The 17222-nt window shown below is 44.1% G+C and carries 11 protein-coding genes; 7 read left to right on the top strand and 4 right to left on the bottom strand.

Annotated features, from left to right (window positions below; all coding sequences use genetic code 11):
• The first annotated feature begins 33 nt into the window (after window positions 1–33).
• The 7 genes from JEZ96_RS10695 to JEZ96_RS10660 all read left to right on the top strand — a co-directional run bounded on the left by JEZ96_RS10695 (window position 34) and on the right by JEZ96_RS10660 (window position 11572).
• Entirely contained in the window at window positions 34–1047 is a 1014-nt protein-coding gene (locus tag JEZ96_RS10695) for a WD40/YVTN/BNR-like repeat-containing protein (RefSeq protein WP_011919421.1), read from the top strand.
• 32 nt (window positions 1048–1079) lie between these two features.
• Window positions 1080–3395, top strand: coding sequence for an efflux RND transporter permease subunit (locus tag JEZ96_RS10690; RefSeq protein ID WP_011789145.1), 2316 nt, complete (start codon window positions 1080–1082; stop codon window positions 3393–3395).
• Window positions 3396–3659: 264 nt separating this feature from the next.
• A complete protein-coding gene (locus JEZ96_RS10685) occupies window positions 3660–8504 on the top strand; it encodes an NAD-glutamate dehydrogenase (protein WP_011789146.1) in 4845 nt (1614 codons plus the stop codon).
• 62 nt (window positions 8505–8566) lie between these two features.
• Window positions 8567–9586 (top strand): quinone-dependent dihydroorotate dehydrogenase, encoded by a 1020-nt coding sequence (pyrD, locus tag JEZ96_RS10680; protein WP_014610693.1) that lies wholly within the window; start codon window positions 8567–8569, stop codon window positions 9584–9586.
• 200 nt (window positions 9587–9786) lie between these two features.
• The gene (locus tag JEZ96_RS10675; RefSeq protein WP_011789148.1) at window positions 9787–10320 is read left to right on the top strand and encodes a cell division protein ZapC; all 534 of its coding nucleotides are present in this window, start codon (window positions 9787–9789) and stop codon (window positions 10318–10320) included.
• Between the two features lie 337 nt (window positions 10321–10657).
• On the top strand, window positions 10658–10987 hold the full coding sequence (locus JEZ96_RS10665; RefSeq protein ID WP_128090070.1) for a hypothetical protein: 330 nt from the start codon (window positions 10658–10660) through the stop codon (window positions 10985–10987).
• Between the two features lie 72 nt (window positions 10988–11059).
• Window positions 11060–11572: a DUF7716 domain-containing protein gene (locus JEZ96_RS10660; RefSeq protein ID WP_025007816.1), complete on the top strand. Its 513-nt coding sequence runs from the start codon at window positions 11060–11062 to the stop codon at window positions 11570–11572.
• Window positions 11573–11887: 315 nt separating this feature from the next.
• Here the strand turns inward: JEZ96_RS10660 and JEZ96_RS10655 are convergent, their stop codons facing one another.
• The 4 genes from JEZ96_RS10655 to JEZ96_RS10640 form a co-directional block, all read right to left on the bottom strand.
• A complete protein-coding gene (locus JEZ96_RS10655; RefSeq protein ID WP_011789152.1) occupies window positions 11888–12253 on the bottom strand; it encodes a YdbL family protein in 366 nt (121 codons plus the stop codon).
• A gap of 25 nt (window positions 12254–12278) precedes the next feature.
• Entirely contained in the window at window positions 12279–12497 is a 219-nt protein-coding gene (locus JEZ96_RS10650; RefSeq protein ID WP_025007817.1) for a YnbE family lipoprotein, read from the bottom strand.
• Window positions 12498–12510: 13 nt separating this feature from the next.
• Window positions 12511–15723: a YdbH domain-containing protein gene (locus tag JEZ96_RS10645; protein ID WP_198779801.1), complete on the bottom strand. Its 3213-nt coding sequence runs from the start codon at window positions 15721–15723 to the stop codon at window positions 12511–12513.
• Between the two features lie 290 nt (window positions 15724–16013).
• Complete coding sequence (locus JEZ96_RS10640; protein ID WP_061783441.1) at window positions 16014–17201, bottom strand: aromatic amino acid transport family protein; 1188 nt, start codon at window positions 17199–17201, stop codon at window positions 16014–16016.
• Window positions 17202–17222: the final 21 nt, after the last annotated feature.

Here is a 17222-nt window from a genome sequence, read left to right as displayed (position 1 = left end):
CTAAGCGCCCCTCATTAGTTTAAGGAAGTTTGTATGTCGTTTCGCATCCTTCACTGTGTTACTGCGCTCAGTCTCAGTTGTTTATTTAGTTCTTCTTTGTTTTCTGCGACATCAGTTACGCCGCCATCTCAAATTCAACCTTTGGCTAGCTCATCACTAATATTAGACATTGCCGATACGGGTCAACGCTTAGTCGCGGTGGGTGAGCGTGGGCATGTACTGGTTTATGATAACCATTGGCAACAAGTGATTACGCCTACATCGGTTCAGTTAACTAAAGTGTTTTTTATTAATAGCACATTAGGTTGGGCTGTTGGCCATGACGCAACGATTTTGCATACACAGGATGGCGGTCAAACATGGCAACTCCAAATGCAATCTAGCGAGGTTGAAAAGCCTTTTCTCGATATTCTGTTTTTAAATGAACGAGAAGGTATGGCGATAGGTGCCTATGGATTGTTTTATCGTACTTGGGATGGTGGCGTTAATTGGCGTGCCGAGTTCCATGAAGAATTACTCGCCGAAGAGGATGTCGCTTATTTGGCTGAGTTAAAAGGTAGCGATGAAGCCGCCTATCTGGATGAGCGAGCTTCTTTATTACCTCATTTTAACCGCATTATCGCTTTAAAAGATGGTCGCCTAATTCTAGTCGGAGAACTGGGTTTAGTGGCTTCATCGGACGATAAGGGAATAACCTTCACCCGAACTAGTTTTGATTATGATGGTTCTATGTTTAATGCCATTGAAATGCGAGATGCAATCTATGTGATGGGGCTGAGGGGAAATATATTTAAGACCGATTTGAGTTTGGAACAATGGCATGAAATTGAGATGCCAGTACAATCTTCAATCAATGGGGTTATGGCTATCTCAGATGAAACACTCTATTTAGTCGGCAATGCGGGGGTTGTGATACAGCTAAATAGTGATGACACCAGTAGCATAGTCACCCGTCGTCAAGGGGAAAATTTAGTTTCTATCGCAAAAGATAATCAAGGGAATATGTGGTTATCAGGCAGCCAAGGGCTGTTTATTCTTAAGCCATAAAATTCTAGAACAACAATAATAGGGCCGAGAAGATGTTAGAAAAACTGGTCAACGGATTTGAATCATTTTTATTTCGCAATCGCGCATGGGTAGTTGGTATTTTTGCGTTATTGACACTGTTTTTGGGATATCAAGCTAGTCAGTTGAAAATGGATGCAGCGTTTATCAAAAATATTCCGCTAAACCACAGTTATATGCAGACTTACCTCAAACATCAAAAGGATTTTGGGGGAGCGAATAGCATTATGGTGGCCGTTGAAGATACAAGCGGCAATATTTTTAATGCAAATTACTTTGATACGTTAAAAAACGTCCATGACCAACTCTTCTTTATCCCCGGGGTCGAACGTTCACAGGTGAAATCTATTTTTTCTCCTTCAACGCGTTTTACGGAAGTGGTAGAAGATGGCTTTGCAGGGGGGCCTGTGATCCCCGCTGATTTTTCAACGACTCAAACAGGGTTGGATACGGTTCGCGATAATATTGAAAAAGCAGGGATTGTTGGGCGCTTAATCGCAAATGATTACAGTGCTGCTATGGTGTCCGCCCAATTAATGGATTTTGATCCACAAACGGGTAAACCACTGGATACTATCGCTTTTGCAGCTCAACTTGAAAATGAACTCAGAGGAAAATTCGAAACCGATAAGGTTAAAATTCACATTATTGGTTTTGCCAAAATGGCGGGTGATGTTGCCGACGGTGCCAAGGGCGTGTTGCTGTTTTTTGTGATCGCGATTTTGATCACGGCCGTGATGGTTTATCTTTTTTCTAAGTCCCTGATCCTCACTATTTTGCCTTTGGCTTGCAGCTTGACTGCGGTGGTATGGCAACTTGGACTATTAACGGTGATCGGTTTTGGTCTCGATCCCATGTCGATTTTAGTGCCATTCCTCGTGTTTGCGATTGGGGTGAGCCACGGTGTGCAAATGATCAATGCGGTTAGGCGCCGAGTGATGGATGGGCAAACGACAAAAGCGGCGGCGGCATCGGCGTTTCGTAGTTTATTAGTCCCAGGCGGTGTGGCGTTACTCTCTGATACCGTTGGTTTTATTACACTGTTATCTATTGATATCGGCATTATCCGTGAGTTAGCTATTTCTGCGTCTTTAGGCGTAGGTGTGATTATTTTCACTAACCTTATTTTGCTGCCATTAGTGATTTCTTTCACTGAATTGAAAGCCGTCAAACACGCAGAGCCGACGGCTGAAGAAGTGCGTGCTGAAGCCATTTGGCGTTTTTTAGCAAAGTTTGCGACCCCTAAATATGCTGTTGTGGTGATTATCGCAACTACAGCATTGTATTTTGTTGGTTTGCAGCAGGCTAATCAGATGAAAATTGGCGATTTGCAGGGTGGGGCTCCCGCCTTACATCAAGACTCACGGTATAACTTAGATACTTTCTTTATTACTGACCATTTTTCTATTACCACAGATGTGATGACTGTGATTGTTGAAGCGACTCCAGAGGCATGTACTTATCATGATATATTGACGCAAATAGATGAATTTGAATGGTTAGTTCGCAATACTCCTGGGATTGAATCGACAGTGAGTTTAGCTTCAGTTGCAAAAAAAGTGAATGCGGGCTTTAACGAAGGTAATCCAAGATGGGAAGTGCTACCGCGCACGACAGCAAGCTTGGTACAAGCGATAGGCCAGATCCCAACAACATCAGGGTTGTTAAATGGTGATTGTTCCGTGATGCCCGTGTATTTGTTTATGAAAGATCATAAGGCCGAAACCATCGAAACTGTTGTGGCAAAGGTGAAGGCCGTCGCGGCGAAAATGGATAATGAACAATTGCAGTTTAAGCTGGCGTCGGGTCCTGTGGGTGTGATGGCTGCGACCAACGAAGCCGTTGCTGCCGCGCAATTGCCTATGATGCTATACGTCTATGGTGCTGTTTTTGTACTTTGTTTAATTAGCTTTAAATCCTTTAAAGCGACGGTGGCGGTGATTATTCCTTTATATGTTGTTTCAACATTAGCGCAAGCCTTGATGACGCAGCTTAATATTGGGCTCGCGGTCAGTACGTTACCTGTGATTGCTCTTGGTGTGGGAATTGGTGTGGATTATGGGATTTATATCTTATCTACTATGTCGTCTAAGCTGTCTAACGGTATGCCTGTTCAGCAGGCTTACTATGAAGCCTTGGTCGAACGGGGTAGTGCGGTGATTTTCACTGGTTTGACGTTGGCGATTGGTGTGAGCACTTGGTTTTTCTCGGCGCTTAAGTTCCAAATGGATATGGGAATATTGCTTACCTTCATGTTTGTGGTAAATATGCTGGGTGCAATAATTATCCTACCCGCGTTAGCCGCGGTATTTTGGCGACAAGCCAAGTAGAGTCTAGCAATGGGGAGTTTAACTCCCCATTTATATTTGAATAGTTAGTCTGTTTTTACGATTGTTTGGTCATTATTCATCCTGTATCCCTGCCTTTACTCGATTTTAAGAGGATGTACCACTAAAATTTTCCTCGAAATACAGAGGATTTAGTAATAAACTTCGCGCGATGATCCGGATCACACTAATTTTCTGAGATCGTTAAGCCGAAGCATCCAAATAATGAAAAAAAGCGCTGCCATAGACGCTTAAGGAAACAGCAACATGGCCTTGAAAGATGCAATGCCTTCAGTACTACTTGAAAATGTAGTCAGTTTAATTCACGCTAAAGTCCCTAATTCACAAGCCAAGCAAGTTGAACAGTTCGCGACCTGTCTTTACGGCCGTATGTCGAAAGATGATCTCAATGCGCGTAATGATAGCGATCTGTACGGTGCCGTTCTCAGTTTATGGAACGCTCTCAACAAAACCCCAAAAGGTGAAACTCACCTCAGAGTTTTCAATCCAAGCCAGTCAAAACACGGCTGGCAATCTACCCACTCGATTATTGAGGTTATCCAACCTGACATGCCGTTCTTGGTAGATTCAGTTGGTATGGCATTGAATCGTATGGGTATTACTGCACACCTGATGTTACATACACCGTTAGCAATTGAGCGCACGGCATCTGATGTTTCTAAAGTGACCTATCTTAATCAAAATCCAAATAGCACTGAGCATGTTGCCGTTTTCTTAATTGAAATTGACCGTCAAAGTAGTACCGATGACATCAAGGTGCTCGAGCGCGAAATTAAGTCAGTGCTCGCCGATGTTGCCGCCTCAGTCAATGATTGGGCTGCGATGTCAGCTAAATTATCGGAAACCATTAAAGATTTACCTAAGCGTCCATTCCCTGGAGATAAGCAAGAGTTAGAAGAAGCAATTAACTTCCTGACTTACTTGAATAATCATCACTTTACGCTATTAGGTTACCGTCAATACGATTTGAAACGTGTTGAAGGTGACGTTGAGCTTGTGCCTAATATTGCCTCGAGTTTGGGGTTGATGAATAAGCACTCTAAAGCTCAGCCAGAACAAGGTTTGCTGCTTTCTAGCTTCTCCGATAGCGCCCGTAAAGAAGCCTTAGATGATAGCTTGCTTATCTTGACCAAGAGCAGTGCCAAAAGTCGTGTCCACCGCCCAGCTTATGTTGATTATATCGGTATTAAGCGTTTCGATAAGAAAGGCAATGTGGTGGGTGAGGACAGATTTATCGGTTTATATGCCTCTAACGTGTATAACCGTAGTCCGCGTGAAATTCCGCTGCTAAATGAAAAAGTGCAACGAGTGTTAGATCGTTCAGGCTTAACACCACGTTCTCACGACTATAAAGCCCTGCTCAATATTCTTGAAAACCTTCCCCGTGATGAGCTAATTCAAGCCAATGTTGAGGATTTAGCACACACTGCTCACGGTGTGCTTGAAATGCAAGACAGAGACAAACTAAAACTCTTTGTACGTAAAGACGGTTTTGGTCGTTTCTTATCCTGTTTAGTGTATGTCTCTAAGGATCGTTACAACACTAAACTTCGTCAGGATACTCAGCGTATTTTGGCTCAGCACTTTAACAGCAAAGAAGATGTAGAGTTTACGACTTATTTCTCCGAGTCGTCCCTTGCTCGTACACACTACATTGTCAAAGTTGATAACAATAATATGGATGTCGATGTGGCTGCGATAGAGAATAATTTGATTGAAGCGGCACGTTCTTGGGAAGATAAGTTAAGCACTGCGCTTAACAATGCCTTAGGTGAAGAAGCCGGTACTCACCTTACTAAGCGTTATCTCAATGCGTTTGAACAAAGCTATAAAGAAGACGTACTGCCAAGCTCTGCTGTAGTGGATATGCAGCATTTAGAGGCTTTGGACGATGAACACAAGCTTGGCATGTTGTTCTATCAACCACAGGAAGCGGCGCTGAACGACAATAAAGTGCGTTTAAAGCTGTTCCATAAAGATGAGCCTATTCATCTTTCTGATGTGCTACCAATGTTAGAAAACTTTGGTCTTCGTGTGATCAACGAGCGCCCCTATGAAGTCACGACCTCAGATGGTTCTACCTTCTGGATCTTAGATTTCTTGATGACGGTTAAAGTGGTCAACACTGACAATATCGCCGATAGCCAAGACAGATTCCAAACTGCACTGTCACAAGTATGGCAAAAGAAACTCGAAGATGACGGTTTTAACCGCATTATTCTGGCGTCTGGCTTAACGGGCCGTGAAGTGTCGGTATTACGTGCCTATGCAAAATATATGCGTCAAATTGATGCAACATTTAGCCAAGCCTATATCGAAGAAACCTTTGGCCGTTACCCACAAATCGCTGATTTGTTGGTTAAAATGTTTATCCGTAAGTTCAATCCTAAACTGAAGACCCGTACATTGGGCAAGTTTTTGGAGCAGATCAACTTACGTTTAGATGAAGTGTCTAGCCTTGATGATGACCGTATTATTCGTCGTTATTTAGACCTCATTAACGCCACTCTACGTACCAACTTCTATCAGTTGGACGCTAAAGGCGAACCTAAGAGTTATATCTCGTTTAAATTCATGCCTTCCATGATCCCTGAGATGCCGCGCCCACTGCCGAAATTCGAAATTTTCGTCTATTCGCCACGGGTTGAAGGTGTGCATTTACGTTACGGTAAAGTGGCTCGAGGTGGTTTGCGCTGGTCAGATCGTCGTGAAGACTTCCGCACCGAAGTATTAGGTTTGGTAAAAGCACAACAAGTGAAAAACACTGTGATTGTGCCTGTCGGTGCTAAAGGTGGTTTTGTTTGTAAACAATTGCCGACCGAAGGTGGCCGTGAAGCCTTCTTTACCGAAGGCCAAGAGTGTTACCGTCTGTTCATCCGTGCATTGCTCGATATTACCGATAACATCGTTAATGGTGAGATAGTCCATCCTGCAGAGGTGGTACGTCACGATGAAGATGATCCTTATTTAGTGGTGGCAGCCGATAAGGGCACGGCGACTTTCTCCGATATCGCGAACTCGATCTCCCTTGAATACAATTTCTGGCTCGGCGATGCGTTTGCATCGGGTGGCAGTAACGGTTATGACCATAAGAAAATGGGGATCACCGCTAGAGGTGGTTGGGAGTCGGTTAAACGCCACTTCCGCGAAGTCGGCATCGATTGTCAAACCACTGATTTTACCTGTTTGGGTATAGGTGATATGGCGGGCGACGTATTTGGTAATGGTATGTTGTTGTCTAAGCACACTAAATTAGTTGCCGCTTTCAACCACATGCATATCTTTATCGATCCCAATCCAGATACGGCGTTGAGTTATGATGAACGGGCGCGTTTATTCGCTCTGCCACGTTCAAGCTGGGAAGATTACAACAGCAAGTTGATTTCTAAGGGCGGTGGGGTTTTCCTCCGCTCATCTAAATCAATCCCATTATCGGCAGAAATGAAGCAAATGTTGGCCACAGAGAAAACCTCTATGACCCCAACTGAACTGATGAAAGAACTGCTGAAAATGCCAGTGGATCTGATCTGGAACGGCGGGATCGGGACTTATGTTAAGTCATCCCGTGAAACCCATGCTGAAGTTGGCGATCGCGCTAACGATGCTCTGCGGGTCAACGGTGGCGAACTGCGTGCTAAGATTGTCGGCGAGGGAGGTAACTTAGGTTGTACTCAGTTAGGTCGTATCGAATATGCGGCTAATGGTGGTCGAATCAACACTGACTTCGTGGATAACGTTGGTGGTGTGGACTGTTCAGATAACGAAGTGAACATCAAGATCCTGCTGAACGCTATGGTGACTGAAGGTGAACTAACGCTTAAGCAGCGTAACCGTTTACTGGAAGAAATGACCGAAGAAGTCGGTCAAATTGTTCTGCAAGACTGTAAAGATCAAACTCGAACTATCTCTGTGACTCAAGTGCGTGGTGCTGAGCAGCTTAAAGAGCAGATCCGCTTTATCCAATATCTGGAAAAAGAAGGCAAGTTAGACAGAGCATTAGAGTTCTTACCCTCAGAGGATGAACTTGCTGAGCGTTTAGCCAGTGGTCGCGCGTTAACACGCCCAGAGCTTTCTGTACTGGTTGCCTACGCGAAAATGGTGCTGAAAGAACAGTTAGTGACACCAGAAATCACTGAAGATACCTTATTAAGCCAATTGCTTATCGCGTATTTCCCTAAAAAACTGCAGGAAAAATACAGCGACAGAATGGCGACACACCCACTGCGTGGTGAAATCATTGCGACCTCACTCGCCAATGAACTTGTCAACGATATGGGCTTGAACTTCGTTCAACGTATGCAAGATGAGACTGGTGCCTCAGTTGCCGATGCGGCGATTTGCTACACTATGGCTCGCGAAGTGTTTGGTTTAGCTGAATTAACTAAATCGATCACTGACTTAAACGGTATCGTACCTGCTGTGGTTCAAGGTGAAATGTTGCACCAATTGCGCCGTAATATGCGCCGTGCATGTCGTTGGTTCCTACGTCATCGCAATCGCGCGTGGAGCATTGAACAAACCGTTGCATTCTTCAAACCTGTATTTGAACAAATTAAGGCCAATGTTCATTTATATCTAGTAGAAGAAGAAGCCGCGGGCATTCAAACTGAGATCAACGCCTTGATCAAGGAAAATGTGCCACAGGATGTTGCGACCTTAGTAGCTAACATGAGTACCTTATTCTCAGCGTTAGATATTGCACAAATTGCCCAAGCTGAAGATAAGACAGTGGCGTTGGTTGCTGAAACTTACTTTAAACTCGGTGCTCGTGTTGAGTTACACTGGTTCCTAGAACAGATCAGTGCTCAACCTGTGGCGAACCATTGGCAAGCACTGGCCCGTGCAGCCTTTAGGGAAGAGTTGGATTGGCAACAACGTGCGTTGAGTTCAGTGGTCTTAAGAACCTGCAGTGCAACCTGTGACGCCCAGAGCGTGATTTCCCAATGGATTGATTCTAATCAAGCTCTATTGGAAAGATGGTTCCATATGCTAGCTGACTTCAAGACATCGCAAATCCATGAGTTTGCTAAGTTCTCCGTCGCCCTACGTGAACTTAATCTTCTGATCCTTCATTGCGAAGGCCAAAAGTAAACTTTTATAATAATCAGAAGCCCTGGCGATCGCCGGGGCTTTTTTTAGGTCGAGGAAAGTACATGTTCTATAAAATCGCACAGAAAGTCATGTTTCAGATGGATCCTGAGCGAGCGCATAATCTGGCTATTGGCAGCTTAAAAATGACAGGCAACAGTCCGTTAAACTGCTTTTATCGCCAAACGATTGCGCCAGCTCCAGTCACATTTATGGGGCTGACTTTTCCAAATCCGGTAGGTCTCGCTGCGGGAATGGATAAAGACGGCGAATCAATTGATGCCTTTCATGCGATGGGATTTGGGCACATTGAGGTGGGCACCGTTACCCCAAGACCACAACCAGGTAATGATTTACCCCGTTTATTTAGATTAAAACCTGCCAAAGGCATCATTAATCGAATGGGGTTTAATAACAAAGGGGTTGATAATTTAGTTAGAAATTTGATCGCGAAAAAGTCCGATATCATGGTGGGTGTTAATATTGGTAAAAATAAAGACACACCAGTGGAGCAGGGCAAAGATGATTATTTGATCTGCATGGATAAAGTTTATCCCTATGCCGCTTATATTGCGGTGAATATTTCATCTCCCAATACCCCCGGATTACGATCGCTACAATATGGCGATCTATTAGATGAATTATTAAGCGCCATTAAAACAAAGCAACTTGAACTGGCTGAGAAGCATAAAAAATACGTGCCTATCGCACTTAAAATTGCACCAGATTTAACCATTGAAGAAATTGAAAATATCGCCGACGCGCTGATTAAAAATAAATTTGATGGTGCTATTGCAACGAATACCACGTTAACGCGCGATGGTGTTAGTGGCCTTGCTAATGCTAATGAAAGCGGTGGTTTAAGCGGCAAACCTTTAACAGAGCTGTCAACAGAAGTGATAAGGCAATTGGCAACATGTTTGAAAGGACAGATCCCAATCATAGGCGTAGGTGGGATTAATAGTGCTGAAGATGCCCTAGCAAAATTTGATGCGGGCGCCACTATGGTACAGATTTATTCTGGTTTTATTTACCAAGGTCCGAAGTTAATTAAAGAGATAGTAGAAGCTTATCGCTTAAAATAATGATCTTAAGATCAATAAAGAGATCGAAAAGAAGATCTTTTTGAATAACTGCGATCTAAAAAGATCATTGGATCGCAGTTAAGATCCGATAATAGATCGACTAAGTAACTGTTAAATAATTTGTATTTTATTATTTTTATTTTGATATTGAATAAAATATCTACTATGATGTGCGAGTGTTCAAATAGTAGGTAAACGTTATGTTATTAATGCCGCAAAAGGATTGGCAATGGAAATATAACGATTCGTATGGTGTATTAGGCGTATCGTTAGGTTCCGAAATAGAATTTCTGACGGCTTATAAAGCAAAATCATTAATTCCTGATGCCTTATCGAGGATGGAGTTTAATATCGCGCACGCCAAATTCTATATGAACTTACTTGATAGATTACCTAAAAGTTTATCTTTGACCGATGCTGCGATTGTCCAAATTGCCCTCAATGCCACCGCCGCTCATTTTATGCTAACACCGCAAATGCCTAAATCATGGTTTTTTGATACCAGTGATGTCTGTGTCTATAGCGATGTGGGTAAAGTTTTTGAGCTTAAATGCCAAAAGCAAAGGGCACTGGTACTTGTGGTTGAAAATACCCTACAGTCCGCGCTAGTGATGTTATTATCGCCGGAATGTGTTTTATCTGGGGCTAAAACCATGGTGCAGTTTGAAACCATCAAAGTGATGCATAACCGCTTACACCCACTGCGTGCGCAGCGTCATGTGGTTGCGGCATAACGTAGTTGCAGATCAATAGTCACTATTGGTTTTTAATATCAACCATTAGCCGATAATTCGCTTAAATTTCCATGAGTTCACGACAAGCATCGCTAAGAGTTCGGTCTTGGCTTTCTGCCATTTGTTGAGCTAAGCGTTTTATTTCTTCGTCCACAAGAAATTGAATTCTGTATCCATGGTGAGCTCCTTTATTGTGAGTACAAATGTTAGCGCTGACATTATACTAGGACAACTAACAGATTGTTAAATTAGTTACGGCCACAAACGACATGGCCTCCACGGGACTGCCTATGCTGCGCAGCGGCAACCCATTAGCAACAGGTTAAGTGGTAGAACCATGAATCCAGAATTTGAGCAAGAGTTAAACCGTAAATTAGCCGCATTTGACGCATGGGCAAATGTGAGTACTTTCCGCGAATGCAAGTTAGTTCAGTATTGTGGCGTTGATTTGGTTGGGGTCATTGATGTTGAAACGGATCAAATAGTTGACCAAATAACTGGCTTGTTGTGCGAAGGTTTTTACGTGGATTGGAAGCAGAGCGGAAGTATCTTGTACTTGAGGGTATATGAGTTCGGGGGGCCGGAGCCGACGTGGGAGCAAGTGGTGAACGAAGAGCCATTAGCGGATATCGACGCAATCCTTAAAGATGCTGGCTTCCGTGAGTAATCGCTTAACAAAGCCAGTCAGTAGGACGATCGCAAGCCTGCACCTCTGCTGGCGGCGGTATCAAAGGGAAATATGGATACATTAATTAATTTTTTAAGACGAGCGAACGGTCAACTTGAAAGTGGTTGGTTATATCTTCCGGCAGAAGGAGCATGGAATCTTAATACACTCGGGTTGATAATCGATGATGACGAGCTAGATATCCATGAAGTCGATGAACAAGATGAGCCACTTATTGCGAAAGAAAAAGGATTAATTTCCACTCTTAATACAGGAACGATTGAAAGTATATTTTCTTTTGCTAAGAGTCTTGATTTTGAGCTAACTGATGATTTTTTATTTGAGTCATTCCAATATTATTATGACTACGATGCGTTTTTACCTTATCCAGGTTTCAAGCCCTTAGAACAAGAAGAATACCAAAGGAAAGTAGACAGAGATTTTTATGATTGTCTTGGTGAAGAAAGAAGTCAGGTACAGTGCAAAAATGAAGAGTGCCAAAGAGGAGCAATAACGAGCAGTGCTTATTGCAGAGCCCACCATTTTGAAATGGTTCAAAACAAACCGTGTCCTTTTATAGATTGAAATATAATCTTCAAGTGAGGCTGTCCATCATTCTGCGCCAAGTTAATTAGGCTGTTTATCAGTCTGTATTCGCCCCATGATCCCTCGGGGTGCTTTTGTGTGAGAAGTTCTACGGTAGAAGTGAGTCGATATCAGGCACTGGCTTTGCCAGCTTTTTCATGTATTTGAGCTGGTAGTTGAAAGTAAATTGAGGCATTCATTGTAAGGCAATAACATCGTTGCCAGTTAATCATATATCCCTCTAACGACAAATCCATCCATAAAAACGCCTGCTATTACAGGCGTTGTTTTATACACTAGAGCGCTTAAATAGGGCTACTTTTTAATCCACTTCCCGCTGGCATCTTGCACATAATTGCCTTTATCTGTGGCGGCGATGGCTTTTTCACCGGCCAGTTTAGCGACATCGGCGGCGGAGATATTGTTCTTTTTCGCGATGGTTTCGTAGTGGGCGCGGCGTTTGTTATTGACATCGTCCATGACGGCTTTGGCTTCGGGATTGGCTTGCACTAATCCTAAGTAGCCGTTGGCTTGTTCGCCGAGAAAGCCTTGAGATTTGGCTTCTTGAAGTGACATGGCAAAGGCACTTTGGCTTAAGAGGCTAAGGCTTAAGAAGCAGAGAGTGAATAGCTGTAGTAACTTTGTTTTTAGTCGCTTTGTTTTTAATGGCATTGATTTCATGGTAGTTCCTCAATTCTTGTGTAATTTAGAACAGTTTCTCATCAGATAGGAGTTGATCTAACTCTTTATCTACTTTGATTTTTATCTCGTGTTCAATTTTTACATTGAGATTGATAACGATAGGTTTATCCGGTGGCTCTATTTTGACTGTGGGCGCGCAGCCCTGCAATGTGGTGAGTGCGATTAAAGCGATGAGAGCGCTTCGAGCACTAATGCTAACTTGCTTTAATTGAAATGTTTTCACTGAGATTTCCTTGTTACTTCACTGATTTTTCGATTCTGTCCTGTAAATCATTACCAATTTGCAGACTTCTAAATAATTGCAGCATGTTCTCTTCATGGGAGTAATTCAAGTGAATTGGCCGTTCAACCCCTTGGCTACGTCCTTTGACTTCGACAATTAGGGTTGCATCACCTTCTTGATCCATATCAAAGCTACTCGATAATTGACTGTATTGTAAGTGCTCTAGGGTAGAAAAGACAAAGTTGAGATAGGGTTGGGATTGACGCATGCCGTCCACCGCAGGATTGCCTGAAATCGCGATAAGTCCTCCGGGCGCCCTTGCGGCAAGTTGCCCACCCGAGATGGAGACTTTGCCATCAACTAAATCAACAGGTAATACACCGTCGAATATACCGTCGGCATAGACGCCAATTTGTGGTTGAATTCGTAATACTTCCTCTAGATTCATGCCTTGCAATAGCAGATAGGCATGTGATTTCTCTTGTAATTTAAGGGTAAATTCTGGCAGTAAAAACTGACCATTGAGCACTTTGCCTTTGGCTGTCATAGATACATCGGTATCGCTTAAGCCCGTCAGTTGTTGTATCCAATTCTCGGGCAGTTTTTCAGCATCTTTACTAAGGGCAATATCGGCTTCTACTTCGATATCGGTGAGCGGAAAGCCTGGGTCGAACAGGGTAAATGTCATCAGCGTTTGTGGACAATTGAGTTTACTTAGACTGCTAAAATAGCCTTTATCCTGCGGCTTTTTATGAGAGAGGCCCCAAGTGAACTCACATTGTGCCTGCAGTTTTCCGCCTTCAAAGGTGGTGTCTTTGTAAAAACCTTCAAGATTTGTCATCAATTGAGTAATTTGCATGGCAAATTGAGTCTGATCACGCTGCTGTGTCAGATTAAACTGCGCCTGTAATTGATTATTGCCCGTAACATTAAGCTCAGCAGGTAAAGGCTGGGTTTGATTGAGCAAGGACAGTGCCTCGGTCATGCTCGTATCGACAACCCATTGACCAGTCAATGCGAGTGGTTTGTTTGCTGTGGCGAGGTTTAATTGATGATGGCTTTGTAGTTTAACGGTGCCAACCTGCCAGTTTTCTTCACCTAGCAGTGTACCTTGTTGCCAATCTACATCTTGTTTAAGGGTTAATGTATCGAGCTTTAATACTGTTTCTTTGCGGCTTCGACCTCTGCTACTGAGCTGTTTTTCAATATGAAGCTGACTGGCCTGCCACTCGAGTCGATTCTGCCAAGGGGAGGCGAGTAGTGAGTCGAGTGGGGTTTCAATCTCGGGCCTTAGCGTAAATAACATGGAGTTTTGTAAGGCAATTGAGAAATGGCCCGTGTTCACGTCAGTTTTACTGACGATACCCGAGTTTATGGCTTCATTGGACTCGGTTTCTGCTGGTGCGGCCTCTATAGTTTGTATGGTTTGCGAAAGATGCAGTTGCTCAAGTGCTAAGGTTAAAGGTGGTAGGGTGACTGTTAACCCGTCTGTGGTATTTGTATTTACCTTAAGTGGCGCAAGGGCATTAATGGCGATATTGCCAAGACTTATATCAGCATGCTTAGTCCGATTTTTATCTTGCGTGTTGATCTGCTTAAGTCCACCCATGACAAACTGCAATGTGCTGTTTTTCGTTTGTGTTGTTGACCTAGCAGTCCCGATAGGTTCAGTAATGAATTGCCAGTCAGTTGAGTTGGGTGTTGTTGCAAAGTGAAATTTCCCTGCGGTTGTTAACTGGCTGTGGCTCCAACTGAGATCCAGCGGTACATTTGCCCACAATTGGGATAATTGTAATGGGCTGGTTTGATTTATCTCTAGGTGCCAATCCGAGTTAAAAGACAGAGCATCGGCGGACTGAACCACTTCAACATTGGCTAAATCGATTTGCGCATCGAGCTTACTGCCTAATGTTGTTAGTTGAACTCGGGGAAGATTAAATATAAACGGTTTATCCGCACTAGGCTTTGCCTGTGTATCTTGCTGAATGTGAGTCAGTGGATAATGCAGGGTTTCAGGCAATGTCAGCGATAATCCCACTGGTGTATCTGTGCTTTTAAGCCCAGATAGCAGCTTAGTTATTTGACCAGTTACTTGGTTTGCAACTTGATCTGGCGCTTGCTCAGAGTCGGGCTTGGTTGTCGATGGAGACGAAGGCTGAGTTAAAGGATTAGCCAGGGACGCATCGAGTAGCTGCATTAATCGCTGTTGCTGCATTGCATTGGGATTTACCGCTAAGGTAAAGGGCTCAAGGCTGAGGTCAAGCTCTGCTAAATGTCCGGTAATGTTAAATGCTAACTTAGGTTTTGGCACAAGCTCTAGTGCAGCCAGTTGACTAAAGGTCAGCTTTGGATCGATTAATTGATGCTCACTGATAAGTTCGCCTGAGGTTAAAGTGATACTGCTGTTGGACACCAATTGACCTTGTAGATCAATCGCTAACGCTTGCCATTCATTATCAAGTTCAGTTAACGGACTAAGTACACTGTCTTGCGCTTGCCTCAGGCTGATTTGATGCAAGCTCGCAAGCAGCGGCGCGAGTGCAATTTCGCTCGCAAGTTGCCACTTGTTAGCTTCGAGTGTTGCTTTAAGTTTGGCGATGCTTTCACCTGCATGGCTAAATTCGCTGTTGATTTCCCCCGCGCCGTTGAGGCTCAACTTGTCCATCACCAAACGATAGGCGGGTAAATCATTTTGGGTGTTGAGATGGTGGGCTTTGAGAATTAGGCTGGTTTTACCTATATCAATAAGTGGCAATGATTTGATATCTAGGGCTAAGGCGGGGCCTTGTTCATCGATAGCATTTCGATTAGGTAAAAATAGCGATTGCCCTAACTCGACCTCAATATCACCTGTGGAGATTTGGGTGATTTTTTGAGTGAGGTAAGAGACTTGGCTAAACTGTTTCAGCTCGGCAAAGCTCTGCGGCCAGTCCAGTTTTAGCTGGATATTCAGGTTATTAAGCCTGATATGGCTGTCATGTATCCTAAGGTTAGCAGAGGTAATACGCCAATGTGCTAACTGACTTTTCCCTAACTCAATGTCAATCAGTTCGCTGTCCATGCCTGCGAGGGCAAAATTTGCCGCTTGAATGATGAGTTGTTCAGTCTGGGTATTCACAATCCAAACGGTTAACGCCACACTCGCCAAGATACCCGTTAAGCTGGTCGCCAATAGGGTCTTTTTTAGTGGGAATTTCCGGCGATTTGGCTTGTTGTGGATTGGCATTGGGTTCGACTTCTATCCTTATTCACTGAGCCCTGACTAAACTCGTGCCTTAGCTGCGCAAAAATACACTAACCTGTATTTACCTAGGTACTTTTATTTTGAAGCTATCGTATCACACACGAGCATCAGAGCGAGTTTAACACTCAAGAACCTAGCTGACTAATGTGAAAGGATCATTGAATAGACAAAAGCCTGCTGTCAATAGTTGAGGTTTTACAGGCTCTTGTACCTAATCTTTTATTCGAGCTAGCTAACTTTTGGTTAACTCACTCTTGGTGAGTGAATTGCGGCTAGCTAAATATCTGGGCGGCGATCACCACAATTCCGCAAAGTGTGGCGAGCATTAAGGCAAACTTGCCGCCCGCGACCCGATAACCCGTCGGCATATTAGCAGCGTCTCGCATCTGGCGTTGTGTCCACACCATGGCCACAGGTAAAAAGATGGCGAGGATCACCAGTGCAATCGCCGCGTAACCCAGCGCTGTGATAAAACCTTGGGGGTAGAAGAGGGCAAAACCTAAGGGCGGTAAAAAGGTGATGGCCGCAGTTAAGCTGCGACCTGTTGCATTATCTTCTTGCCTTAAGCTTGAGGCCATAAAATCGAACAGGCCTAAACTTACCCCTAAAAACGAGGTCGCAAGGGCGAGGTCGGCAAACAGACTAATCGCGCTACTTAAGTATTCACTGTGCAGTACGCTCGCCAGTCGATTGATAAAGCTCGATAAGCTCTGGTTTTCGAGCAATTGACTTTGGCTCAATACGCCTTGACTGCCCAGTTGCCACAAAAGGTAAATCACTAATGGCAAAGCCGAGCCAAACAACATGATCCTGCGCAGGGCTTTGACCTCAACGCCTAAGTAGCGCACCACAGAGGGAATAGAACCGTGAAATCCAAAGGAGGTAAAAATCACCGGAATAGCTGAGATAATCAGGCCTTGGTTGAGCGGGAGTTCGAGCAAATGTGCGCTTTCAACCTGCGGCAGTAATAAGGCCAACATAAGCAGTAATGCCAATAGCTTAAGGGCAAACAAACCGCGATTGATAAGGTCCACACAGTGGGTTCCCATGCCCACAATGGCGCCAATCAGCAGGGTAAACAGGATGGCGCCAGCCTGTGGTGGCAAACTTAGCCCTAGCCAAGTGCTCAGCTTTTGGTTCACTTGCTCGCCGCCGCCAGCAATGTAGGCGGCGCAGAGGGCGTACAGTAAAAACATCAAGGCGCTATTGGCGATCAACTGGCCCTTACGACCCAATAAGCGCTGCGCTAAGTGATTAAGGCTGGCATCGCTGGGGGCGAATTGATGGATTTCCACCATAAGCAGTGCCGTGTAGGCCATTAGCGCCCATAGGATGAGCATAATGGCGGAGGAGGTGCCAAAGCCAAGTCCTGCCGATGCGATAGGCAAAGCCAACATGCCCGCGCCGATTGTGGTGCCTGCGATAAGCAGTAAACTGCCGAAAATTTTATTCTGTGTCATAACATGATCTCAAAAGCGTGT

It is taken from the genome of Shewanella putrefaciens (assembly GCF_016406325.1).
Classification (GTDB): domain Bacteria; phylum Pseudomonadota; class Gammaproteobacteria; order Enterobacterales; family Shewanellaceae; genus Shewanella; species Shewanella putrefaciens.
The sequence above is the reverse complement of the archived record's forward strand: the minus strand, read 5'-3'. Positions and strand labels throughout refer to the sequence as shown.